The organism is Streptomyces cavernae (genome assembly GCF_004023625.1).
GTDB lineage: Bacteria > Actinomycetota > Actinomycetes > Streptomycetales > Streptomycetaceae > Streptomyces > Streptomyces cavernae.
This window is the reverse complement of record NZ_RPDJ01000051.1, coordinates 1-23,992: the sequence shown is the minus strand read 5'-3', so window position 1 is coordinate 23,992 and position 23,992 is coordinate 1. Positions and strand designations below refer to the sequence as shown.

Here is a 23,992-nt window from a genome sequence, read left to right as displayed (position 1 = left end):
AGGTCAGCTGAACAAGATCATCGAACCTTGCGCCAGGCTCCTCGTCGCCGCCGCGTGGAGGCCCAGCCACACGTGGCGTTCCCTCGCGAAGGGGCTCGCGTCGAACGGGGCCGCTGCCGCCGGTTCCTCCAGAGAGGTCGGGATCAGGGGCGCCGCCGGGGCCGGGGGCGGGTTCGTGGGGTCGATGCCGATCGACGGGGCCACGAACTCCAGCTCGCGCAGCAGCGTCTGGGAGGAGCCCAGCGGGCCCCCGCCCGCCAACAGCTCGTCGTTGGACAGGGGATTGGGGAAGTCCACCGGGACGTACGCCCCCGCGTGGTCGTAGTGCCAGACCAGGTGCGACTGCTGGGCCGTCGACTCGAACATCTCCAGCAACTGCTCGTAGTCACCGCCGAGTTCGTCCACCGGAGTCACTTCCAGACCACGTACGAGCAGCAGATACGCCCGGCGCAGGAAGTGCAGCGCGTCGTAGTCGAAGCCCGCGACCGGCGCGACGTCCCCGGACAGCCCCGGCATGTACGCGTAGACCGGCACCGGCGGGAGTCCGGCCTCGCCGAGTGCCTTGTTGTAGAGCGCGAGTTCGTCGGCGAACGGGTTGTCGGGCGTGTGGCACAACACATCGACGAGCGGGACCAGCCAGAGGTCACAGGCCAACAGAGATCTCCTCGCGTAGCACGGAACTCAGGGCAGAGTAGTGCCCCTGTACCCAGCTCGCCCGCCCCGCTACGCACGCCCGGCCGATATCGGTACGGACCGTGCGACGCCTGAGCGCCCGGCGCATGGTGGGACGGATGGCGCTCGACCAGGGGGATGGCGGTCAGAGAGACCGCTCAAGGGGACCGGTCAGAGGGACGGACCGCTCAGGGACCGGACCGGTCGGACGCCACGGTCCAGGCGGCGTGCTGCCGGGAGACCGGTCAGGGAGTGCGGGCCAGGAGGACCGGGTTCGGGACAGGACAGGGCCGGGGGACCGCTCAGAAGCCGGGTTCAGGCCGGCCGGTCAGAAGGAGCGATCGGGACAGCCGGCCAGGCAGGCGATCAGGAAAGACCAGTCGGGACCGCAGGTCAGAAGGAGCGGTCGGGACAGCCGGCCAGGCAGCGGGTCCCCGAGCAGGCGGGTCCCTGAAAGGCCGGTCGGCCTGTCACCGGGTGGCGAGTCCTTCGACCAGGGCCAGGGAATGGACGTTGTAGGCGGTGATGATCGCCTGGGCCTCGGCCGCGTCCCGCCGGGCGAGCGCGTCCACGAGTTCGGTGTGGCCCGCCCACAGCCTCCCCCGCAGATCGGGGACCCGGCGCAGGTGCTGGACCACGCAGACCCAGCACTGGACGCGCAACCGGTGCAGGAAGTCGGTGAGGTAGGGGTTGCCGTAGCAGACGCTCAACTCGCGCCAGAAGCGGATGTCGTAGCCGATGAGGATGTCGAGTTCACCGGCGTCCGCGGCGCGCTGGGCCTCCGCGCCTCGGCGGCGTACAGCGGCGAGGGCTGCGGCGATGCGCGGGGATTCGACACTGTGGCCGAGGGAACCAACGACGGCGGATTCCCTGCCGGCAGACTCCCCGGCCCCGGACCCGCCAGTTCCGGACCCGCCGGTTCCGCCGGCAGACGCCCCGGACCCAGACCCGGCCCCAGCCCCGGCAGCAGACGCCCCATCCCCGGCCCCGACGGCCGGATCACCCCCCGCAGGGGTACCCACCACAGGGCTCCCCGCCGCAGGTGCCGCCATCGGGGCCCGGCCGAGCCCGGCCTGTTCGAGTTCCACCGCGCGCCCGGTCAGACTTCGGAAGAGGCCGTCCGTGACCAGGATCCGGGCCTCGATCATGCCCCGGTAGTCGGCGAGCGAGTACTCGTGGACGCGGAAGCCCCGGTGCTGGTCCGCTTCGAGCAACCCCTGGGCCGACAGGTCCACCAGGGCCTCACGCACCGGTGTCGCGGAGACCCCGTACTGCTCGGCTATCTCCTTCACCGTGAACTCCTGGCCCGGCTGCAGACGGCCGGCCAGCACCTCGTCGCGGAGCGCGTCCGCCAGCTGCTGGCGCAGGGTGCTGCGGGTGACGGCGCCATTGCCGGGCATGGTGTTCTCGGTCCCCCATCGTCGGGTGTGCGTTCCTCCGGAACACGCCACCTTACGCGGTCGAGAGCGCTCACACCGTGTACTCGTCAGCCACTGACAGCGCCACGTCCAGCGCCGCGAGGCCCTCCTTGGCCTCCGCCTCCGAGATGGTGCACGGCGGCACCACATGGGTGCGGTTCATGTTCACGAAGGGCCACAGCCCCTGGGCCTTCGCCGCCGCGGCGAACGCGGCCATGGGGGCGTTCGCCTCGCCCGTCGCGTTGTACGGGACGAGGGGCTCACGGGTCGTCCGGTCGCGCACCAGCTCCAGCGCCCAGAAGACGCCCGTTCCCCGGACGTCGCCGACGCACGGGTGGCGCTCGGCCAGCTCGCGCAGCCCCGGACCGAGCACGCTCTCGCCCGTCCGGGCCGCCCGCTCCACGATCCTCTCCTCCGCCATGACGTTGATCGTGGCGACGGCCGCCGCGCAGGCCAGTGGATGTCCGGAGTACGTGAGCCCGCCCGGGTACGGCCTGCGGGCGAAGGTCTCGGCGATCGCCCCGGAGATCGCGACCCCGCCGAGCGGCACGTATCCCGAGTTCACGCCCTTCGCGAAAGTCATCAGGTCCGGTGTGACCCCGAAATGGTCCGCGGCGAACCATTCGCCGGTCCGCCCGAACCCGGCCATGACCTCGTCCAGGACGAAGACGATGCCGTACCTGTCGCACAGTGCGCGCACACCCGCGAGGTAGCCGGGCGGCGGCACCATGATCCCGGCCGTGCCCGGGATCGTCTCCAGGATGATCGCGGCGATGGTCCCCGGCCCCTCGAAGGCGATGGTCGTCTCCAGGTGCTCGAGCGCGCGCTCGCACTCCTCCTGCTCGGTTGCGGCGTGGAAGGGGGAGCGGTACGGGAACGGGGCCCAGAAGCGCACGACGCCCGCCGTGCCGCTGTCGGAGGGCCAGCGGCGCGGGTCTCCGGTGATGTTGACGGCCTGGTGCGTACCACCGTGGTACGAGCGGTACGCCGAGAGCACCTTCGACCGCCCGGTGTGCAGCCGCGCCATGCGTACGGCGTGCTCCACGGCGTCCGCGCCACCGTTGGTGAAGAAGATCCGGTCCAGGTCGCCCGGGGTGCGCTCGGCGATCAGCCGGGCCGCCTCCGACCGTGCCTCGACGGCGAACGCGGGCGCGAACGCGGCGAGCCGCCCGGCCTGCTCCTGGATCGCGGCGACGACCTTCGGGTGCTGGTGGCCGATGTTGGTGAAGACGAGCCCGCTGGTGAAGTCCAGATAGCGGCGGCCGTCGTAGTCCCAGAAGTACGACCCTTCGGCACCGGCCACGGCGAGCGGGTCGATCAGCTCCTGCGCCGACCAGGAGTGGAACACATGCGCACGGTCGGCGGCACGCACGGCAGCACCGGCCTGGGGATTGGGCTGAGGCATCGGGGTCATGGCGGGGAGCGTAGGGGGCGGGCACGGGCGCCCGACATCGACGTCCTGTCTGCGGGTCCGGGCGGGATCGCGACAGTGTGTCGGGCTAGCACTGCGACTCTTGACAGCATGCTGTCTAATTGACAGCATGCTAACAAGAAGCTGATTCCCGGAGGAGGAACCATGAGCCGCAAGCCCGTCCACCTCGCCGTCTACGACACCTTCGCCGACTGGGAGACCGGTCACACCACCGCCTGGCTGGCCCGGGCCGGGTACGAGGTCCGTACCGTGGGGCCGTCCGCCGCCAAGGACCCGGTCGTGAGCATCGGAGGGATGCGGGTCCAGCCCTCGGACGCACTGGACGGCCTCCGCCCCGAGGACAGCGCCCTGCTCGTCCTCCCGGGCGCCGGCCTCTGGGAGACCGGTGACGACCTCGCCCCCTTCGCCCGCAAGGCACGCGAGTTCCTCGACGCCGGCGTACCCGTCGCCGCCATCTGCGGGGCCACCGCCGGACTGGCCAGGGAAGGCCTGCTCGACGACCGGGCGCACACCAGCGCCGTCTCCTTCTACCTGGCCGCGACCGGCTACCGGGGCGGCGACCGGTACGTCGACGCGGACGCCGTCACCGACCGGGGCCTCGTCACCGCCGGCCCCACCGAGCCCGTCGCCTTCGCCCGCGAGGTGTTCGGACTGCTCGGGGTGTACGAGGGCGAGGTGCTGGACGCCTGGTACCGGCTGTTCCACGACTCCGACGCGGAGGCCTACGCCGTATTGGAGAAGGCGGTCCAGTGACCAGCTCACAGAACGGCTCGCAGCAGCAGAACGGGCCGGAGAACAGCTCGGAGAACGACTCCAAGGGCCGCGAGCGGCAGGACCTGCTCAGCCGCGCCGCACTGACGAGCTTCCGGCTGAACGGCCAGTTCCTCGGCGTCGCCGAGGAGTTGGCCCGGCCCGCCGGGATCACCGCCGCATGGTGGCAGGTGCTCGGGGCGGTGCTGCGCGAGCCGTTGCCGGTGTCGGGGATCGCGCGGGTCATGGGGATCACCCGGCAGAGCGTGCAGCGGATCGCGGATCTGCTCGTGGAGCGCGGGCTCGCCTCGTACGAACCGAATCCAGCCCACCGGCGGGCCAAACTGCTGGCCCCCACGCGGGAGGGCCGCGCGGCGATCGCCCGGATCGGCCCCGGGCACGCGGCCTTCGCCGAACAGCTCGCCGAAGCGTTCGGCGAGGCCGAACTCGCGGAGGCCGTACGGGTGCTGGAACGACTGTCGGCCGTACTCGACGGCCTCGCCGGGGACCCGGCGCCGACGACACCGACGGCACCGACGGCACCGACAGCACCCACGCCGGCGACGGACACCGTCTCCGCTGTTACGGAACCGTAGAGGCCACTCGGCGTGCCCGCCCGTACCCCCGCATTATTCTCAGTTCTGCTGCACGGGAACGAGCGGGTGCACGGGTACGGGGGAAGGACGTGGCGGCGATGGAGCAGCTGGGGCCTGGTGATCCGCAGCGTATCGGCGCCTATCGGCTGCTCGGCCGGCTCGGCGCGGGCGGCATGGGCCACGTCTATCTGGCGCGGTCGGACCGCGGACGCACGGTCGCCGTCAAGCTCGTCCGGCAGGAACTCGCCCTGGAGGAGGAGTTCCGGGCGCGGTTCCGGCAAGAGGTGCAGGCCGCGCGGCGGGTCGGCGGACTGTGGACGGCGCCGGTGCTCGACGCGGACACCGAGGCCGAGATCCCCTGGGTGGCCACCGGCTACGTCGCCGGGCCGACACTGCAGTCCGTAGTGGGCCAGGACCACGGGGCGTTGCCGGAGCGTTCGGTGCGCATCCTCGCGGCCGGGCTCGCCCACGCGCTCAAGGACATCCACGCGGCGGGCCTCATCCACCGTGACCTCAAGCCCTCCAACGTGCTGGTGACCATCGACGGTCCGCGCGTCATCGACTTCGGCATCGCTCGCGCCCTGGAGACCGTCACCGACGGCGGACTCACACGGACGGGCGCGCTGGTCGGCTCGCCCGGGTTCATGGCGCCGGAGCAGGTGCGCGGGGACCGGATCACACCGGCGTGCGACGTCTTCTGCCTCGGGTCGGTGCTGGCGTACGCGGCGTCGGGCACGCTCCCGTTCGGGACGGCGAGCAGCGGGGTGCACGCGCTCATGTTCCGGATCGCCCAGGAGGAGCCCAATCTGGAGCCCCTCCCGGAGGGTCTCGCCGACCTGGTCCGCGACTGTCTGCGCAAGTCCCCGGAGGCGCGCCCGACCCTCGACGACATCCTCGCCCGCACGGGTGCCGAGGACACGGTCCTCGACGGCCGGGCCCTCGACCCCTGGCTCCCGGGTTCCCTGGTGGCCCAACTGGGGCGGCACGCGGTGGCCTTGCTGGACACGGAGGATCCGGAGGACGGCAACCCGCACGGGGCCCCGGCCGCGCAGTCCCCCGTGAGGCCCCTGTCCGAGTCCCCGGTGGCGACGGCTCCCGGGCCAGCAACTCCCGGGCCAGGAGTTTCCGGGCCGGGGGCTTCCGGGCCGGGGGCTTCCGGGCCGGGGGCTTCCGGGCCAGGGACTCCCGGCCAATTGGCTTCCGGCCAAGGCGGACCCGCGCAAGGGCACGCCGAGCCGATGGCGGACGCGAAACCGGTGGCGGACGCGAAGCCGGTGGCGGACGCGAAGCCGGTATCGGGCGGGAAGCCAGTGGCCGGCGCGAACGCGGCTGAGAACGCGAAGCCGGCGACGGACGCCGAACCAGCAGGGGACGCCCGACCCGCCGGCGACGGGAATACGGTGGCGGAGACGAAGCCCGCCGCCCACGCGAGCGCGCCCACGCCCCAGGGCGCACCCAACGCTGTCACACCGTCCTCCCGTCCGATCCCCGAGGCGTCCCCCGAGCACTCCCCCACCCCCGACGCCGTCGGGACCAGCGCACCGCCCCCACCGGGCGTCCCGGGTGCCGCCCCCTTCGACCGCCTCCCCACCCAGGTGGCGGGCCCGACACCCCCGCCGAACTCCCTGCCCGCGTACGGCTGTCCGCCGCAGCACCCCCAACAGAACCCGCACCAGCACCCACCGCAGTACGGGCAACAACACCCGCAGCAGCACGCCCAACAACACCCGCAGCCAGGCCACTCCGCGGGCTGGGGCCCCGCACCCGGGTACGGCCCGCCCCTCGGCCCCACGCCCCCGTACGGGCCGACCGCTCCGTACGGCCCGCCGGGCACCGGGGGCCAGGACGGGCCTCAGGAGCCTCAGCGCAGGAGCGGCCGCTCCACCGCCGCGCTGATCGTGGTCGCCCTGGTCGTCGCGCTGGGTGCGGGCGGTTCGGTGTACGCGCTGATGAAGGGCGACGGCACGACGAACGACGACACAAAGAACCCCGCGACCAGCGCCCCGGCGACCCCCGGGCCGACGGGCTCGGACGCTTCCGGGCCCTCCCCCACACCGTCGACGCCGCCCGCCCCGTCGACCGCGCCGCCCACGACCCAGGTGGCCGGCGGAGTGATCCCCGAGGGCTTCCTCGGCACCTGGAACGGCAGCATCGACAACGCGACCGGCCACAACACCCGCCAACTCGTCATCCGCCAGGGCGAGGTGGGCGAAACGGTGCTCACCCTGGCCGCGGACGGCCCGTCGGGCGGCGGCACCTACCACTGTGTCTTCGAGGCCCGACTGAGCGCGGCGCCCACGGCGAACGGCCCGCTGTCGATCGGCCCCTCCACGGTCACTGTCGGCCGGCCGGCCACGTCCTGCACCCCCGGCGCCGCCTCGGAGATCACGCTCCTCCCGGACGGCACCCTCCGCCGGGTGAACACCAGCAACGGCGAGTCACTGACGTACACGAAGGGCGGCTGACGCACACGACGAGCGGCTGACGCACACGACGAATGGCTGACACACACGAAGAGCCGCGGCCGGTCCCTGAACTCCAGTTGAACTTCAGCCGTCGCACCCGGAATGTCCCTCCGGGCCCCCGTACCGTGTCCGCACCATCGGACCTCCGGTCTTCCGAACCGCGGGTCTTCGGGAGTGTGGGGGGCACCCGAAATGCAGTGGCTGAGCGCCGAGAACCTCGTGGCCGTCGGAACCGCCGTCGTGGGCATCGTCGCCTCGGCCGGGATGGTGTGGTACGAGCGCCGGGTGCCACGGCGCAAACGAATCGGCTACCGCGTCCAGATGGACAACCCGATAGGGGACGACATCAGATCCGGGCGGATCAACGTCCGGTTGGGCCTGTTCCGCGAGGCGCCCGAGATGGCCGACGCGACACTCGTCCTGCTGCGCATCGAGAACGACGGCTCGCAGAGCATCGCGGACATGGACTACACGGGCCGTGAACTGCACGGTCTGACAGCGAAGTTCACCGACCGCACGGTCCGCGGGGTCTCGGTCACCCAACCGCCCGGCACTGACCATCTGATGGATCACTTCACGACGGCCTACGGGTTCACCTACGAGGGTGACACCCTGCGCATCCCGCGCGTACCGCTCAACCGGGGCGACCACTTCAAACTGCTCGTGCTGCTATCGGGCGGTGACGTCGGCTGCCCGATCCGGCTGTACGGCGGCATCCGCGACGGCGAGGTGCACCCCAACCGCAGTGCCACACCGGACGACAAGCCCCCGCTGTTCAGCCGGGCCGCCCGGCTGATCACCATCATGCTCACCGTCTCCGTCGTCACCCTCTCGACGATCATCGTCGCCCGCGACGACACCCGGCCGCCGCTCGGTTGTGCGAGCGGCAGTCTGACGGTGACCGGATCGACCGCCTTCAAGCCCGTGATCGAGACGCTGGCGAAGGAGTACGAGAAGCGCTGCGCGGGTTCCGACATCACCGTGGACGCGCGCGGCAGCGCCGCCGGGGTCAACGAGCTCACCGCACTGGGTGCCCGGTGGAAGAAGGGCTCCCCGCCGGTGATCGCGTTCTCCGACGGCGACATGGCCGGCGACCGCGGCGGGCTGGACAAGACGCGCGTCGGGGTGTCCGTCTTCACGCTGGTCGTCAACGACGGCATCAACCTCAAGCGGGGCCTCACCGTCGAGGACGTACGCCGCATCTACAGCGGCAGGGTCGGCCACTGGGACGACCTCGACCCCCGGCGCTACGGCAAGCTGCCCCATGTGCCCGTCGTCCTCGTCAGCCGGGACGCCGACTCCGGCACGCGGCAGATCTTCCAGCGGCGGGTGCTGGGGACGTGGGAGCGGGTGCCCAGCACATCGCTGAACTGCGTCTCCAAGGACGACAGCACGGCAGCCGTCATGCGGTGCGAACTCGACTCGACCGAACAGGTCCTGAACACGGTGGCCGAGCTTCCCGGGGCCCTCGGCTACAGCGAACTCTCCCTCGCGAACGACCGCGAGGGCCTCAGCCGGGTCGCGCTCGGCGACGACGAGCCCTCCATCGAGGGCCTGGAGAACGGCACGAGCGACTACCCGTACTACGGCGTGGAGTACGCCTACACCTACGGCCGCCCCTCCGCCGGCTCCCTCACCGGCAGCTTCCTCGCGTACATCGACCTGGGCACCAGTCGGCGGGTGATCCGGGACCACGGCCATCTGCCCTGTTCGCGGCCGGATGTGCCGCCGTGCGCGGAGGCACCCTTGCCCCGGTCCTGACGTGTCGGCGCCCGGACACCGGCACGCTCTTGACGTTGCCCGAAGCTTCCCGGACCGTAAGGCTTTCGGTGATGTGTTGGGGGATGGGCGCTCTGTACGCGCCCGCGCATCGGGGGGAGCCGCCATGGGCGTATCGGACCGCATGCCGGAGAACGGCAACGAGGAACGCGCCGAGTCCGCCCCCGGAGGCGACCGCCTCGACCTCACGAAGGGCCCCGCCCCGAAACCCTCCGACACACCTGAACCGACGGCCGCGGCGCCCGTCCCGGCCACCCCACCGCAACCGACGGACGCGATCCCGAGCCCGACCGACACCACACCCGAACCGACAGACGCGATCCCGAGCCCGACCGACACCACACCCGAACCGACAGACGCGATCCCGAGCCCGACGGATGCCGTCCCCTCCGCGGAAGACACCGCTCCACCGGCCCTCGCAGTCCCGGCTCCAGCGCCGAGCGCCGCACCGGAAACCGCACCCCGCCCGGAGCAGGAGACTGCCCCGAACCCGGCACCCGCCGAGACAGCCCCGAACCCGGCACCCGCCGAGACAGCCCCGAACCCCGCACCCGCCACGACGCAGGAGACCGCACCGGATCCTGCCCAGAGCACCGCACCCGACCCCGCTCAGAAGACACCACCGGACCCGGCAGCGACACAGCCCCCCGCACCGGACAACGCTCCGAACAGCGCTCCCGACAGCGCACCGGACAACGCTCCGGCCCTGGCCCCGGCCGCGCCGCGTACCGACCCCGTAACCACCACCCTGGCCCTCGGCACCCCACCCCCGTCCCCGTCCCATTCCCCGTCCGCACCCCCGTTGTCCCCGTCCCCACCCCCAGCTCCGGGCTTCGGCACCCTGCCCGCACCCCAGCCCCCGGCTCCGGGCTTCGGAGCCCCGGCGCCGACGCCGCCCCCCACCGCGGCCCCGGGGCCGGCCCCGGCCACGGCCACCTCCTACTACCTGCCACCACCGGCACCCCCGGCCCCCACCGCCCCGCTCCTCTTCCCTCCGCCCCCGTCCCGCCCCCCGACCGTCGGCACCCCCGCCGACCCGCTGCGCGCACTCGCCGCCGGGCTGCTCAACCTCAGCGGGCTCGGAATCGGGTACGCGCTGCTGCGGCGCTGGGCGGAGGCCGCCGTGTGCTGGGCGGCCACCGCCGTACTGCTGCTCGTCGCGCTGCCCGCCGACGTCGACGGGGTACCGCGCGGCGCGCTCATCGGGTACCTCGTACTGCTGGTGCTCGCGGCCGTCGACGGGGCTCGCCGCGGACTGCGGACGCCGCTCGCCCGGCCCTCCCGCGCCCCGCTCGCCCTGGCGCTGGGCCTCGCGCTGCTCCTCGTACCGGCCGCCGGCACCGTCGCCTACGACGGAGCCCGCGACGAAGCCATCGAACAGATGCTCCTGGACCGGCTCACGGACACCGACGAACTCGTCGAGGCCCAGGAAGGCAAGCCCTTCAGCGCCGCCGAGGACGAGTACAAGACCGCCCTGGCCCGCTACGACGACCTCGTCGAGGACCACCCCGGCTCACGGGCGGCGGGGCTCGTCCCCGAGCGGCTGGAGACGTTCTACGAAACGGTCGCGGCCCCGTACGACGCCAAGGACTACTGCGGCTCCGTCGAGCCCCTCACCTACCTGCGCACCCTCCCCGACACCGTCGGCGAGGACCGCCTCGGCGAACTCGCCGCCTGGCCCGACGACCGCCTCGCCACCTCGCTCCTGGAGTGCGGCACCGGCAGGCTCGGCACCGGCGACGAGGGCGGCATGCTCGGCCAACTCCTCAGCACCTTCCCGGACTCCGGACAGGCCGCGAAGGTGGAACCGGCACTCACGGCCGCGATCGACACCCGGGTGAAGGCACTGGGCGGCGCCGAACCCTGCGCCGCCACCGACGAGCTGCGGGCCATCGGCGAAACCGCCGACAACCTGCCCGGCGACGTCTCGGCCCGGATCACCGGACGCACCGGCAAGGCCGTCGAGTCGGGCACGTACGCCTGCGGTGTCGACCAGTTCAAGGACGGCGACTTCGCCGAGGCCCGTAAGACGCTCACCGAGTTCGCCGACACCTACAAGAACGACAGGAACCGTTCCCGCGCCCAGAAGATCGCCATCGCCGCCGAGATCGCCGAGGACCGACCTGCCGCGGGCAGGCGACTGCCGTCCAACGGCACCCGGGCGGCTCCCGGATGGACCTGACGATCAGCAACGACGGCCCCGACGCCGTGGAGATCCTCTACACCGGCCCCGTCACCGGCAGGCTCTCCCTCGCCAAGTGCGGCAGCTGCATCAGCTACAGCAGCGAAGCGATCGGCCGCAGCCTCGCCTGCAAGGCCGACAAGTCGTACCCGAGGAAGACCCTCCGCCTGCCCGCCGGCGAATACCACTTCCTGTACAAGCCGGTCGACACCAGCGGCCTGAGCACCGCCCGGGTCCACTCCAACGGCATCAGGATCCAGCCGGGCTACGTCTACACGGACTGCACCTACTCGGTGTCCGGACTGGGCCTCGACCTGTGATACACAGAGTGACCATACGATCCCTCGTGCACGGACCCGCGTCTCGTACCGTGGGACGGCGTCAAGGGAACCGTACGAAACCCGCCAATCAATGACGCCAAGTCGACATACGACAGCGGCATTGTCGGCGAGAATGAGCGTGGCCCTGCACCATGGCAGGGGTGCAAACTACCCACTAGGGGCGGTGACTTTACATGTTCCTTGCAGCCGAAAAGGGCGACATCAACACCATCATCGGCGGGATCGCCCCTGACTGGGGACCCTTCGGCAGCCTGGGCAACGAGGCGCGTGTGATGATCGAGGTCGTCATGGCCGTCGCCATCCTGCTCTGCCTCGGCATCGCCATCTGGGGCGCCGCCAAGCAGCGCATCGGTGCGACGGCCCTGCGCGACACATTCAGCGCCGAACAGGGCAAGGGCCTCATCATCGCCGGTCTGACCGGGGTCTTCATCATCGGCTCACTCGGCACGCTGTTCACCATCGTGTACGGAATGGCCGTGTAGCCGCGCGGCCGCCCGGCGCTCCCTCAGTCCCACGCCGGGCACACCCGGCCCCCTCCTGCCCATCCGTCCGTCGTGCCCACCGGCTGAGGTTGCGTTTCCCTGATGTCGAGTCACCACACCGCGCCCGCGCGGCTTCCAGCACGGCTACCTTCGTACTGTGCGTTTTCGCGAGGAGCCGAGGGGGCGTGCGCGGAATGAGCCTGGGTGACGACTACGACGGAGCGGGACGCGGCGAGGGTTCCTACGGGGGCGGCGGCCAGACCCGGACCCGCCTCCCCGAGGGCGAGGGCGACGTCTACGGCGGCGCCCGCCGCACCCGCTCGTCCTCCCGCAGCCTGGTCACCGTAGTCGGCGTGGTGGTCCTGCTGATCGCGGCGATCGCTTTCGCGAACCGTGGAGGCGGCGATTCCTCTTCTTCGGACGACGGAGCGGACACCCCGGGTTCGTCGTCCACGGCGGCATCCGGGAAGCAGCCGGTGAAACAGAAGTCCGGCGGTATTCCGGCCGGTTTCACCCACGATGAAGAGGGGGCGCAGAGCGCTGCGACCAACTACGCCGTGGCGCTGGGCTCGACCGGCATGTTCAAGAAGGACAGCCGACACGAAATCGTCGACGCCCTGTACACACCGGCCGCAGCCGACAAGCTCCAGGGCCCCATGGACGAGGCGTACTCGACGAGCTTCCTCAGCAAGCTGGGCCTGGACGCCGACGGCAACCCGCCCGAGGGAAGCACGTTTGTATCACGCGTGGTCCCGGTGGGCGCCAAGGTGCAGCAGTACAGCGACACCACAGCCAAGGTCGCGGTCTGGTACATGGGGCTGATCGGCATGTCCGGACAGAGCTCCACCGACCCCGTCGCCTCCTCGTGGAAGACATGGACCTTCGACCTGCAGTGGTCCGACGGCGACTGGAAGATCGTCACGGACTCGCAGAAAGACGGCCCCGCCCCGGTGCCCGGTGACGACAGAGCCGCCACCTCCGACGAGATCAGCAAGGCCATCGACGAGTTCGGAGGGTTCACGTATGCCCGGTAGCGCGCACCGCGTACTCAAGCTCGCCGCCGCCGTCACGGCCGTACAAACCTCTGCCGTGCTGCTGGCCTCACGCGCCTACGCGGCGCCGACCCCGACGCCGACCCCCTCGGACGACCCCTGCGACCTCATCGTCGGCGAGGCCAAGAAATACTGCGAACGCGGCAGCGGCGAAAAAGGCGACACCTCCACCCCCAGCGTCACAAACACCCTCGACCCCCTCTCCTCCCTCGCGAAAGGCTGCGCCGACGCCGCCTCCTGGACCGTCGACAAGCTCTCCGAGGCCGTGAACGAGACCGCCAACGTCGACTTCACCAACCCCAAGTTCCTCCAGCAGTACGCGGTGGTCTTCGCCGCCTCCACGATCCTCACCCTCCTCCTCTGGCTCCTCGCCGTGGCCAAGCGGGCCGTCCGGGGCGTACCCCTGACCACCGCCCTCTCCGAGGCGGTCGGCTTCCTCTGGCTCACCGTCCTCGCCTCCGCCTTCACCCCGCTGATCCTCTACACCGTCGTCTCCGCGACCGACGGCGTCAGCGAGGTCCTCGCCAAAACGACGGGCAATCAGACCGACGCGTTCTTCGGCACGTTCTCCGAAGCCCTCAACAAGGGCAACGACATCGGCGGCGGCCCGATCATGCTGATCCTGGTCTCGCTGATCTCCATCCTCGCGGCCGGCATCCTCTACCTGGAGCTCTACCTCCGGGCGGTGCTCCTCTACGTCGGCGCCCTCCTCGGTGTCGTCGTCTACTCCGGACTCGTCGACAAGAACCTCTGGGGCCACGTCCGCCGTTGGGCGGGAGTGATGATCGCGGTCATCCTGGTCAAACCGGTCATCGTGATCGTCCTCGGCCTCGCCGGAGCCCTCTCCTCCGACGGCGGCCCGGACTCCCTCGCCGCCGTGGTCTCCGGCCTCGCCATCATCCTGCTGGCCATCTTCGCAAGCGCCATGATCTACCGCTTCGTCCCGGGCTTCGGCGACGAGATCGCGAACTCCCGCAACAACCGCATCATGCGGGGCGCGGAAGGCAAGGCCGCCGCCGTCATCAGCTCGCCCGCCACCCTCGTCGCCCAGGGCATCCGCACCCACAGCGCCCGGGCCGACAGCAACGGCAGCGCGAGCGGCAACGGCTCCGGCACAGGCCCCCGGCCCGCCAACCCCACCTCCGGCGGCATCGCCGCGCACAGCACGCGCGCTCCGCAACCCCAGGGCGGCGCCTCCGCCCCTCCGCCGCGCACCAGCCCGGCCAACACCCCCCATGCCGCAACCAACCGCAACACCAGCAACCGCACGGGAGGTGAAGGGCGTTGACGACCGACTCGCACGTGGCCCACCCGGTCACGCCCCGCCGGACGTATCTGATCGGCCGCGCCCGGCCGAACGCGATCATCGGCCGCAACCGCGAGTCCGGTGAGATCGCGCTGATCGTCGCAGGCGCGTTCCTCGGCATGATGTGCGGACTCCTCGTACCGGTGCTGTCGCTGCGCATCGTGCTGCTGACGGGCTTCCCGATGCTGGCGCTCGCCGCGGTCTACGTCCCGTACAAGCGCCGCACGTTCTACAAGTGGTTCGAGATCAACCGCAGTTTCAAGCGCACCGTCAAGCACGGCGCCGTCTACCGGTCCGGCGCCATGGAGGCCGGCACCCGGCTCGACGGCCGCGAGGTCGAGGTCGGCCCGCCGCCGGGCATCGGCCGTATCACCTGGCTGGCCGCCCCGTTCGGCCCGGACGAGATCGCCGTGCTGCTGCACGCCGACCGGCGCACCGTCACCGCCGCCATCGAGATCGAGGGCCCCGGCGTCGGCCTGCGCGACTCCGAGGACCAAGAGGCCCTCGTCGACCGCTTCGGCACCCTGCTGAAGCACGTCGCGAACGGCGACGGGTTCGTCACCCGCATCCAGATGCTGGCCCGCACCCTCCCCGCCGATCCCGACGCCCACGCCAAGGACGTCGCCCAGCGCGGCGACGACAGGTCACCGGGCTGGCTGCAGCACTCCTACGACCAACTGCAGTCCATGGTGTCCACCAGCAGCGAACAGCACCGGGCCTACCTGGTGGCCTGCATGCAGTACTCCCGCGAACTCGCCGCCGAGGCCCAGGCCATGGCCCGCGCCGCCCGCCCCCAGGGCGGGAAGAAGCTCGACAAGGACGCCGGGCTCGCGGTGGTGATGGCCCGTGAGCTGACGGACATCTGCTCCCGGCTCCAGGAGGCCGACATCCGCGTCCGCCAGCCCCTCGGCCAGGGCCGGCTCGCCTCCCTCGTGCACTCCATGTACGACCCGGACCACCCCATCGACCACATCCAGGCGATGACCCAGCGCAACGCCTGGCCGGCCGAGCTCGACGCCACCGAGCCCACGTTCCTCCAGGCCAAGACCCGTGAGTCCAGCACCCGCGCCCCCTGGTGCCACGCCACCGCCTGGGTGAAGGAGTGGCCGATGACCCCCGTCGGCGTCAACTTCCTCGCCCCGCTGCTCGTCCACACCCCGGACGTCATCCGGACCGTCGCCGTGACCATGGACCTCGAACCCACCGAGGTCGCCATCGAACGGATGCTCACCGAGAAGACCAACGACGAGGCCGAGGCCAGCCGCGCCGCCAAGATGAACCGGACCGTGGACCCCCGAGACATCGCCGCCCACTCCCGCCTCGACCAGCGCGGCGAGGATCTCGCCAGCGGCGCCGCCGGCGTCAACCTGGTCGGCTACATCACGGTCTCCTCCCGCTCCCCGGAGGCCCTGGCCCGCGACAAGCGGACCATCCGGGCCTCGGCCGGCAAGTCGTATCTGAAGCTGGAGTGGTGCGACCGCGAGCACCACCGCGCCTTCGTGAACACACTGCCGTTCGCCACCGGCATCCGACGCTAGTAAGGAAGGACCGCCCGAATGCGGGATCCGCTGTCCGTCCTCACCGACGCCTTCACCTCCTTCCTCTTCGGAAAGGTGGAGACGACCCGGCTGCCCGTGCGCACCTCCACGGGCCAGGCCCAAGCGGTCTACCTGCCGACCGCCGCACCCGGCCTCGGCGACTCCGGCGTCATCATCGGCCGCGAGGTCTACTCCGGAAAGGGCTACATCTACGACCCCTTCCAGCTCTACGGACAGCAACTCCCGGCACCGCACTGGCTGGTGCTCGGCGAGTCCGGAAACGGCAAGTCCGCGCTGGAGAAGACGTACGTCCTGCGCCAGCTCCGGTTCCGCGACCGCCAGGTCGTCGTCCTCGACGCCCAGGGCGAGGACGGCGTCGGCGAATGGAACCTCATCGCGCAGGAGCTGGGGATAACTCCCATCCGCCTGGACCCGACTGCCGCCCTGGACATGGGCATCCGCCTCAACCCGCTCGACCCGGCGATCACGACGACCGGCCAGCTCGCGCTGCTCCGCACCATCATCGAAGTCGCCATGGGCCACGGCCTCGACGAACGCTCCGGCTTCGCCCTCAAGGTCGCCCACGCCTACGTCAACGAGACCATCGTCGACCGCCAGCCCGTGCTGACCGACATCGTCGAACAACTGCGCCACCCCGAACCGGAGTCGGCGGAAGCGATGAACGTCGCCCTGGACGACGTACGCGCCTGGGGCCTCGACGTCGCCCTCGTCCTCGACCGGCTCGTCGACGGTGACCTGCGCGGCATGTTCGACGGCCCCACGACCGTCGGCATCGACCTCGACGCCCCGCTCATCGTCTTCGACCTCTCCCACATCGACCGCAACTCCATCGCCATGCCGATCCTGATGGCGATCGTCGGTGTGTGGCTGGAGCACACCTGGATCCGCCCCGACCGGAAGAAACGCATCTTCCTCGTCGAGGAGGCCTGGCACATCATCAACAGCCCGTTCGTCGCCCAGCTCTTCCAGCGCCTGCTGAAGTTCGGCCGCCGGCTCGGTCTGTCCTTCGTGGCCGTCGTCCACCATCTGTCGGACGTCGTCGACGGAGCGGCGGCGAAGGAGGCCGCCGCGATCCTCAAGATGGCCTCGACCCGGACGATCTACGCCCAGAAGGCCGACGAGGCACGCGCCACCGGCCGCGTACTGGGCCTGCCCCGCTGGGCCGTGGAAATCATCCCCTCCCTGACACCGGGCATCGCCGTCTGGGACGTCAACGGCAACGTCCAGGTGGTCAAACACCTCGTCACCGAATCCGAACGCCCCCTCGTCTTCACCGACCGCGCGATGACCGAATCGTCGAGCGACCACGACCACGACCACCTCACCGACGACGCGCTGCACGCCGCGGAACTGGAGGCGGAAGAGCGAGCAGCGGCCTTCGTGGAAGCCCACCTCGGCGACTCGGAATCCACGGTGGCCTGACCATGAGACCGGACGATCACCTGCGCGGGGACGGCCGCGAACGCGGCATCCCGGACGGCCTGCTGATCGGCGTGCTCGCGTTCCTGCTCGGCATGACCCTGCTGGTGTGGTCGGCGACGGGTCTGGCCGGCCTGTTCGCCAAGGGCGCCTGGCCCACCGCGGTGACGTTCGGCCGCACCCCCCTGGCCATGCGTCACCTGATCGCCCAGCCCCACGACATCACCGGCGCCTGGCCGGAGACCCCCGGGGCCGAACTCTCCGGCTACGGCCTCTTCTGGGGCCTGTTCATCGGCCAGCTGATGATGCTGCTCGTCCTCACGGTGTTCGTGATGGGGGTCGTGGCACGCTGGCGCGCGGGGCGCCGCGGACGACGCATGGCCCGGCTCGCCCCCGCACCCCACGAGGTACCCACCGAGGAACACGCGCACAAACCGGTACGGGACGATGCACGTGACGCCGCGCGGGACGACGTACGGAACGACGTACGGAACGACGTACGGGACGCAGTACGCGAACCGGCCCGCGAACCGGCCCGAGAGCCCGTGGCCACCACCCCCGTGGCACAGGCACCCCCAGCACCGGCCCCCGCATCCGCATCCGCCCGCATGGAACACGAGCCCTCCCAGCTCCCCGCGGAACACGAGCCCTCCCCGCCGCCCGGCTCCCCGCCACCCGGCTCCCCCCTGTCCACGCCCTCCGGCCCGCTCGTCCTCGGCCCCGCCGAAACCCGCCGTCCCCGCGCCGTCCAGGCCGTGCTCGACGCGGTGGGCCCCGCGCTGGTCATCACCTCCAGCCCTGCCGTCTGGTCGGAGACCAAGGACGCCAGGGCCAAGCTGGGCCCGGTCCTGCTCTACGACCCCTCGCACCTGTGCGACACCCCGGCCCGCCTGCACTGGTCGCCCACCACGGGCTGCGAGGACAAGCCGACCGCTGCGGCGCGGGCAGCCGCTGTCCTCGCCCCCATACGCCCGGCCGCGAAGATCGACGCAGCCGTCGCGGACACCGCCGAGACCCTGCTGCGCAGCTATCTGCACGCCGCCGCCGTCGACGGCCGCACCATCCGCCATGTGCACCGCTGGGCCCAGGGCAACCACATCCAGGAAGCCGTGCGGGCCCTGCGTACGCATCCCAAGGCGGCCTCCGGCGCGGCGGGCGAACTCGAGGCGGCCCTCACCTCCCATCCCGAACGCCGGGACATCGCCCAGGAGTTGACGGCCCGTGCCCTGTCCGCACTGTCCACCGTGAACGTACGGGAATCCTGCACACCGAACCGAGCCGACACCCTCGCCCTGGATTCCTTCGTGCACGAAGGGGGCACGCTCTATGTGGTCGGTGAATCCATCGAGGACCCCAAGACAAGCCCGGGCGCGATGCCGCTGCTGACGGCTCTCGCCGCAAGCGTGGTCGAGCGCGGCCGGCGCATGGCCGAACGGTCATCCTCCGGTCGCCTCGACCCACCACTGACCCTGGTTCTCGACGACGTCGCCGCGGTGGCCCCGGTGCCCCAGCTCCCCGACCTGCTCACCACCGGCCCCGATCGCGGCCTGCCGGTCCTGGCCCTCCTGCGCTCCCGGGAGCAGGCCCGCAGCCGGTGGCCCAACTGGACCGGCTGAACCGACTGAACCGACTGAATTTGACTGAACCGATCGGACCGACCGACCGGGCAGCCCGGGCAGGCCGGGCAACACGCGCAGCCCGGGCAAGACGCGCAGGCCAGGTAAGACGCGCAGCCCGGACAAAACGCGCAGGCCAGGTAAGACGCGCAGGGCGCGCAGGCCGGACTGAGCCGCCCTGGAGTTGCCTACGGCCGCTTGACCGCGAACTCCACCTCCCGGGCATCGGGTTCCCCCGGCACGGGCACCATCACCCCCGTCGGCACGAACCCCACCTTGCGGTAGAACGCCTCGGCCCGGGCGTTGCGCTCATGCACGAACAACCGCACCCGCTCGACGTCCGCCACCTCCCACGACCACTCCAGGGCGGCCGCGAACAAGGCCTCGGTCACCCCGCGCCCCCGCTGCCCGGGCCGTACGAAGACCCCCACGACGTGCCCCTGGTCCTGCTCGACCACGTCCCCGAACGGATCCTTCGACCCGGCCTCCTCGACCAGCACGGTCACCGACCCGTCCCAGCCGCCGTCCACCCGCTCGGCGATGAACTGCTGCCGCTCGGTGACCCCTTCCGCCGCCCCGGCGGTCCGCTCCCGCCAGTAGGCGTCCGACTTCGCCGCAGCCTCGTCGTAGGTCTCCAGGAACGCGAGATGCGCCACCGGGTCCCGCAGCGCGGCCAGCCTCAGCTCCTTCACCGCCCGCCACTCGTCGGGACGAATGGGCCGAATTACATGGGTCATGATGGTCACCGTAGTACCCGGGTACGACGCCCAGCACCCGGATATCCCGCCCCCGTCCGACGCTCCGGACCCCGTGCGCGGCCGAGCCTGGAACCATGATTACCGCGCAGCAACTGACCAAGCGTTACGGCAACAGGACGGCCGTCAGCGACCTCTCCTTCACGGTCCGCCCGGGCACCGTCACCGGATTCCTAGGCCCCAACGGCGCGGGCAAGTCGACGACGATGCGGATGATCCTCGGCCTGGACTCCCCGACCCGCGGCCGCGCCACGATCGGCGACCGCGCGTACGCGGCCCACCCGGCGCCGCTGAGGGAGGTCGGCGCACTGCTGGAGGCCCGCTCGGTCCACCCGGGCCGCACCGCGTACCACCACCTCATGACCCTGGCGCACACCCACGGCATCCCCCGTTCCCGGGTCGAGCACGTCCTGGACCTCACCGGCCTCACCGACGCGGCCCACCGCAGGATCAAGGGCTTCTCCCTGGGCATGGGCCAGCGCCTCGGCATCGCCGCCGCGTTGCTCGGCGACCCGGCCACGGTCATCCTCGACGAGCCGGTCAACGGCCTCGACCCGGAGGGTGTCCTCTGGATCCGCACCCTGCTGAAGTCACTGGCCGCACAGGGCCGCACCGTCTTCGTCTCCTCCCACCTGATGAGCGAGATGGCACTGACCGCCGAGCACCTGGTCATCATCGGCCGCGGCCGGCTCCTCGCCGACACGACGGTCGCCGACTTCATACGGGAGTCGGGCGCGGGCACGGTCAAGGTCGTCACCCCTGAGGCGACCACTCTGGCCGGCCTCCTCTCCGGCCCCGGCGTCGACATCACCCGCGACACCCCCGGAACGCTCCTGATCCACGGCACGGACGCCGAGCACATCGGCCGCACGGCCGCCACCCACGGCATCCCCCTCTTCGAACTCACCCCCAGCGCGGCCTCGCTCGAGGAGGCCTTCATGGAGCTCACCCGTGACGCGGTCGAGTTCGCCGCCACCGTCGAAGGAGCCGCCGCGTGACCACCACGGCCACCACGCCCACCAGGCCCAACACGGCCGACCGGACCACCCCGGACATCACACCGCGCCGCGTCCTGCGCTCCGAATGGCACAAGCTGTGGACCCTGCGCTCCACCTGGATCACCCTGGCCCTCACCGTCGTCCTCACGGTCGGCGTCGGAGTGGCGATCACCGCGACCTACGAGTCAGGGGGCGGGGACAGCGACATGGACGCCGTCCTGCTGGTCCTCCTGGGCATGCAGTTCACCCAGATCACCATCGGTGTGCTGGGCATCCTGGTCACGGCGGGCGAGTACTCGACCGGCATGATCCGGTCCAGCCTGACGGTCGTCCCGCGCCGGCTGCCCGTGCTGTGGTCCAAGGCCGCGGTTTTGGGCGCGGTCGCCTTCACGGTCGTCCTGGCCACCAACTTCGTCACCTTCCCGCTGGCCCAGGCCTTCCTCTCCGACACCGACCAGTCGGCCTCTCTGGGCGACCCGGGCGTCGTCCGTGCCCTCGTCGGCAATGCGGCCGGCCTGGCGCTCCTGGGAGTGCTCGCCCTCGGCATCGGCTCCCTGATCCGCTCGGTCCCCGGCAGCATCGGCGTCCTGATCGGCGCCGTCATGATCCTCCCGGAAGTCCTCGCGATCCTTCCGTACGAGGTGACCGACGCCGTCGTCCGCCACCTCCCCGCCCAGGCCCTGATGTCCCTCACCCACGCCCAGCCCGCTCCGGACATCGCCTCTCCCGGCTCCGCGCTGCTCTCCCTGGTCCTGTGGGCCGCGGCCACGCTCGCCACGGCGGCCTTGCTGCTGAAGCGCCGGGACGTATGAAGGTCGTCAGTAGGAGGATGGGACACGTGATTCGGGGCGGCAGAGGACGGCGCAGCCACCAAGGGCCGCCGCACGAACAGCCGCTCACCCGCCTGTTCCAGCGCATCACCCAACAGGCGCGCGCCCTCGACCGCCGCCGGCCGATGCTGTGGGACTTACTCGTCACCGGCTTCTTCGTCACGGCCGCGCTGGTCGACTACACGAGCGGCGGCTGGAAGAGCGTCGCCGAGGACCCGACCCTGCCCGGCCGGCTGATCCTCGCCCTCTCGCTGGGTTTCTCGGTTCCCCTGTGGTGGCGCCGCACCCACCCCTTCGCGGTGCTGCTGACGATGGTGCCCCTCGCCTTCGTCAACGCCTGGACCGGCGCCGTCCTCCAGGCGTCCCTCATCCTCCTGGTCGTCCTGTTCAACATCGCCCTGCGTGCCCGGCTGCGCCCCCTGCTGTGGGCGTACGCCCTGATCCTGGCGCCGTTCGTGGTGACCGAGTTCCGCTATCCCGCGGAATACGGCGCGGGGCAGAACGTGGCCCCGGCCGCGATGAGCCTCGCCCTGTCGGCCGTGGGCGGCATCGCCGTCCGCACCCGCAAGGAGTACCTCGCCTCTCTCGTGGAACGCGCCCGCCAGCTCGAGGTCGAACGCGACCAGCAGGCCCGGCTCGCCGCCGCGGCCGAGCGCGCCCGTATCGCACGCGAGATGCACGACATCATCGGCCACAACCTGTCCGTCATCACGGGCCTGGCGGACGGCGGCCGGTACGCGGCGGCCAAGTCCCCCGAACACTCCGCCCAGGCCCTGCACGCCATAGCCACCACCAGCCGCCAGGCCCTGGACGAACTGCGCCGACTGCTGGACGTCCTGCGCGAGGAGGACCGCCGCACCGCCGACAGGAGCCCGCAGCCCACGCTCACGGACCTCGACCAGCTCATCGACGGTGTGCGCTCCGCCGGCCTCCCCGTCCGCACCACCGTCCACGGCCGGCCCTCCCTCTCCCCCGGCCGCCAGCTCACCGTCTACCGAGTCATCCAGGAAGCACTCACCAACACCCTCAAACACGGTGGCCCCGGGGCGACATCGCAGATCGAACTCTCCTACGAGAGCGGTGGCGCGGTGACGCTCACGGTGACCGACACCGGCCGAGGAGTCACCACAGGCTTCGCAGGCCACGAGGACGAGAAGGGCGGCGTGGGAGCCGGAGGCAGAGGGAGCGGCGGAAGCAAAGGGAGCGGCGGGGGAAGCAACAAGCCCGCGACCGGCGGCCGGGGTCTACCCGGCATGCTCGAACGGACCGCCCTCTACGGGGGCACCCTCGACGCCGGCCCCCTGCCCGCCCCGGACCGGGGTTGGCGCGTCCGACTGCACCTGCCCGAGGAATCCCCCCAGCCAACCCCCAAAAAAGCTCCCCAACCGATTCCCCACATTCAGCACCTGCCGGAGGAAAGACCCCAGTGACCACCGTGCTCATCGTCGACGACCACGCCTTACAGCGCTTCGGCTTCCGCATGCTGTTGGAGAGCCAGGACGACTTGGCCGTCGTCGGAGAAGCGGGCAACGGCGCCGAAGCGGTCCGTCTGACGGCCGAGCTCCACCCCGATGTCGTCCTGATGGACATCCGTATGCCCGGCCTGGACGGCATAGAGGCCACGCGCCGGATCGTCGCCGCCGGCGACCGCACACGGGTCCTCATCCTCACCACCTTCGACCTGGACGAATACGCGTACGCGGGCCTGCGGGCGGGCGCCTCCGGATTCCTCATCAAGGACGCCGAGCCCGAGGACCTCCTGTCGGGCATCCGCGCGGTGGCTTCCGGCGACGCGGTGGTGGCCCCAAGCCTGACCCGCCGGCTGCTGGACGCGTACGTACAACATCTCCCGGCCTCCCCCATCTGCCAGGGAACCCCCGACGGTGAGCCCCCGGCCCCGGAGCCGGACCCCCGGGTCACCACCCTGACGGACCGCGAACGCGAGATCCTGACGGTCATCGGCCGGGGCTGGACCAACGCGGAGATATCCGCCCACTTCCATCTCGCCGAATCGACGGTGAAGACGCATGTGGGCCGCATTCTCGCCAAAACCGGCTCCAGGGACCGCATCCAGGCGGTGATAGTGGCGTACGACGCGGGCCTGGTACGACCCCGGGAGTGAGAAATAAAAGGACCGGAAAAAACGGAGGGAATGGAGAGTACCGAGGGAAGGGGGGAACTGGCGGGGAACGCAAGAAAGCCCCACACCGTGTGGTGTGGGGCTTTCTCTCAATATTTGTTCGGCGGCGTCCTACTCTCCCACAGGGTCCCCCCTGCAGTACCATCGGCGCTGTAAGGCTTAGCTTCCGGGTTCGGAATGTAACCGGGCGTTTCCCTCAC

Annotated in this window: 20 protein-coding genes and 1 rRNA gene; 16 read left to right on the top strand and 5 right to left on the bottom strand. The window is 71.1% G+C overall.

What is annotated here, in order from left to right; translation table 11 throughout:
* Positions 1-3 precede the first annotated feature (3 nt).
* The 3 genes from EF387_RS41120 to EF387_RS41110 all read right to left on the bottom strand — a co-directional run bounded on the left by EF387_RS41120 (position 4) and on the right by EF387_RS41110 (position 3,495).
* Positions 4-654 (bottom strand): hypothetical protein, encoded by a 651-nt coding sequence (locus tag EF387_RS41120; protein WP_128381722.1) that lies wholly within the window; start codon positions 652-654, stop codon positions 4-6.
* A gap of 488 nt (positions 655-1,142) precedes the next feature.
* On the bottom strand, positions 1,143-2,072 hold the full coding sequence (locus EF387_RS41115; protein WP_128381721.1) for a GntR family transcriptional regulator: 930 nt from the start codon (positions 2,070-2,072) through the stop codon (positions 1,143-1,145).
* 70 nt (positions 2,073-2,142) lie between these two features.
* Positions 2,143-3,495, bottom strand: coding sequence for an aspartate aminotransferase family protein (locus tag EF387_RS41110; RefSeq protein ID WP_420802692.1), 1,353 nt, complete (start codon positions 3,493-3,495; stop codon positions 2,143-2,145).
* Between the two features lie 171 nt (positions 3,496-3,666).
* Here EF387_RS41110 and EF387_RS41105 point away from each other — a divergent pair, with 171 nt between their 5' ends.
* The 12 genes from EF387_RS41105 (at position 3,667) to EF387_RS41055 (ending at position 19,069) form a co-directional block, all read left to right on the top strand.
* A complete protein-coding gene (locus EF387_RS41105) occupies positions 3,667-4,275 on the top strand; it encodes a DJ-1/PfpI family protein (protein ID WP_128381719.1) in 609 nt (202 codons plus the stop codon).
* An 83-nt stretch (positions 4,276-4,358) separates the two neighbouring features.
* On the top strand, positions 4,359-4,868 hold the full coding sequence (locus EF387_RS41100; protein WP_238431987.1) for a MarR family winged helix-turn-helix transcriptional regulator: 510 nt from the start codon (positions 4,359-4,361) through the stop codon (positions 4,866-4,868).
* Between the two features lie 98 nt (positions 4,869-4,966).
* Positions 4,967-7,333, top strand: a complete 2,367-nt coding sequence (locus EF387_RS41095; RefSeq protein WP_128381717.1) for a serine/threonine-protein kinase — start codon at positions 4,967-4,969, stop codon at positions 7,331-7,333.
* 192 nt (positions 7,334-7,525) lie between these two features.
* Positions 7,526-9,094: a PstS family phosphate ABC transporter substrate-binding protein gene (locus EF387_RS41090; protein WP_128381716.1), complete on the top strand. Its 1,569-nt coding sequence runs from the start codon at positions 7,526-7,528 to the stop codon at positions 9,092-9,094.
* Positions 9,095-9,218: 124 nt separating this feature from the next.
* Positions 9,219-11,294 carry a hypothetical protein gene (locus EF387_RS48920; protein ID WP_238431986.1) on the top strand — a complete coding sequence of 692 codons (2,076 nt, stop codon included), beginning with the start codon at positions 9,219-9,221 and terminating at the stop codon, positions 11,292-11,294.
* Complete coding sequence (locus EF387_RS48915) at positions 11,285-11,614, top strand: hypothetical protein (RefSeq protein WP_238431985.1); 330 nt, start codon at positions 11,285-11,287, stop codon at positions 11,612-11,614. The genes EF387_RS48920 and EF387_RS48915 overlap by 10 nt, the downstream gene beginning before the upstream one ends.
* Positions 11,615-11,808: 194 nt before the next feature.
* Positions 11,809-12,117 (top strand): hypothetical protein, encoded by a 309-nt coding sequence (locus EF387_RS41080; protein ID WP_128381715.1) that lies wholly within the window; start codon positions 11,809-11,811, stop codon positions 12,115-12,117.
* A gap of 194 nt (positions 12,118-12,311) precedes the next feature.
* Positions 12,312-13,151, top strand: coding sequence for a DUF8175 domain-containg protein (locus EF387_RS41075; protein WP_128381743.1), 840 nt, complete (start codon positions 12,312-12,314; stop codon positions 13,149-13,151).
* Positions 13,141-14,457, top strand: a complete 1,317-nt coding sequence (locus EF387_RS41070) for an energy-coupling factor transporter transmembrane component T family protein (protein WP_128381714.1) — start codon at positions 13,141-13,143, stop codon at positions 14,455-14,457. The genes EF387_RS41075 and EF387_RS41070 overlap by 11 nt, the downstream gene beginning before the upstream one ends.
* Positions 14,454-16,013, top strand: a complete 1,560-nt coding sequence (locus tag EF387_RS41065; protein WP_128381713.1) for an SCO6880 family protein — start codon at positions 14,454-14,456, stop codon at positions 16,011-16,013. Before EF387_RS41070 ends, EF387_RS41065 begins: the two co-directional genes overlap by 4 nt.
* A gap of 18 nt (positions 16,014-16,031) precedes the next feature.
* A complete protein-coding gene (locus tag EF387_RS41060) occupies positions 16,032-17,456 on the top strand; it encodes an ATP-binding protein (RefSeq protein WP_128381712.1) in 1,425 nt (474 codons plus the stop codon).
* A gap of 2 nt (positions 17,457-17,458) precedes the next feature.
* The gene (locus EF387_RS41055; protein WP_128381711.1) at positions 17,459-19,069 is read left to right on the top strand and encodes a type IV secretory system conjugative DNA transfer family protein; all 1,611 of its coding nucleotides are present in this window, start codon (positions 17,459-17,461) and stop codon (positions 19,067-19,069) included.
* A 188-nt stretch (positions 19,070-19,257) separates the two neighbouring features.
* On the opposite strand, the gene EF387_RS41050 is transcribed toward EF387_RS41055, so the two are convergent.
* Positions 19,258-19,806, bottom strand: coding sequence for a GNAT family N-acetyltransferase (locus EF387_RS41050; protein ID WP_128381710.1), 549 nt, complete (start codon positions 19,804-19,806; stop codon positions 19,258-19,260).
* A gap of 95 nt (positions 19,807-19,901) precedes the next feature.
* On the opposite strand from EF387_RS41050, the gene EF387_RS41045 reads away from it, so the two are divergent.
* From EF387_RS41045 to EF387_RS41030, 4 genes are read left to right on the top strand one after another with little or no spacing between them, the layout of a single operon-like run.
* Positions 19,902-20,822, top strand: coding sequence for an ATP-binding cassette domain-containing protein (locus EF387_RS41045; RefSeq protein ID WP_128381709.1), 921 nt, complete (start codon positions 19,902-19,904; stop codon positions 20,820-20,822).
* Positions 20,819-21,634: an ABC transporter permease gene (locus EF387_RS41040; protein ID WP_238431984.1), complete on the top strand. Its 816-nt coding sequence runs from the start codon at positions 20,819-20,821 to the stop codon at positions 21,632-21,634. The genes EF387_RS41045 and EF387_RS41040 overlap by 4 nt, the downstream gene beginning before the upstream one ends.
* 17 nt (positions 21,635-21,651) lie before the next feature.
* Positions 21,652-23,082: a sensor histidine kinase gene (locus tag EF387_RS41035; protein WP_128381708.1), complete on the top strand. Its 1,431-nt coding sequence runs from the start codon at positions 21,652-21,654 to the stop codon at positions 23,080-23,082.
* Positions 23,079-23,774, top strand: coding sequence for a response regulator (locus EF387_RS41030; RefSeq protein ID WP_128381707.1), 696 nt, complete (start codon positions 23,079-23,081; stop codon positions 23,772-23,774). The genes EF387_RS41035 and EF387_RS41030 overlap by 4 nt, the downstream gene beginning before the upstream one ends.
* Before the next feature lie 116 nt (positions 23,775-23,890).
* Here EF387_RS41030 and rrf read toward each other — a convergent pair.
* Positions 23,891-23,992: ribosomal RNA gene (rrf, locus tag EF387_RS41025) — 5S ribosomal RNA — on the bottom strand; the annotation flags it as partial.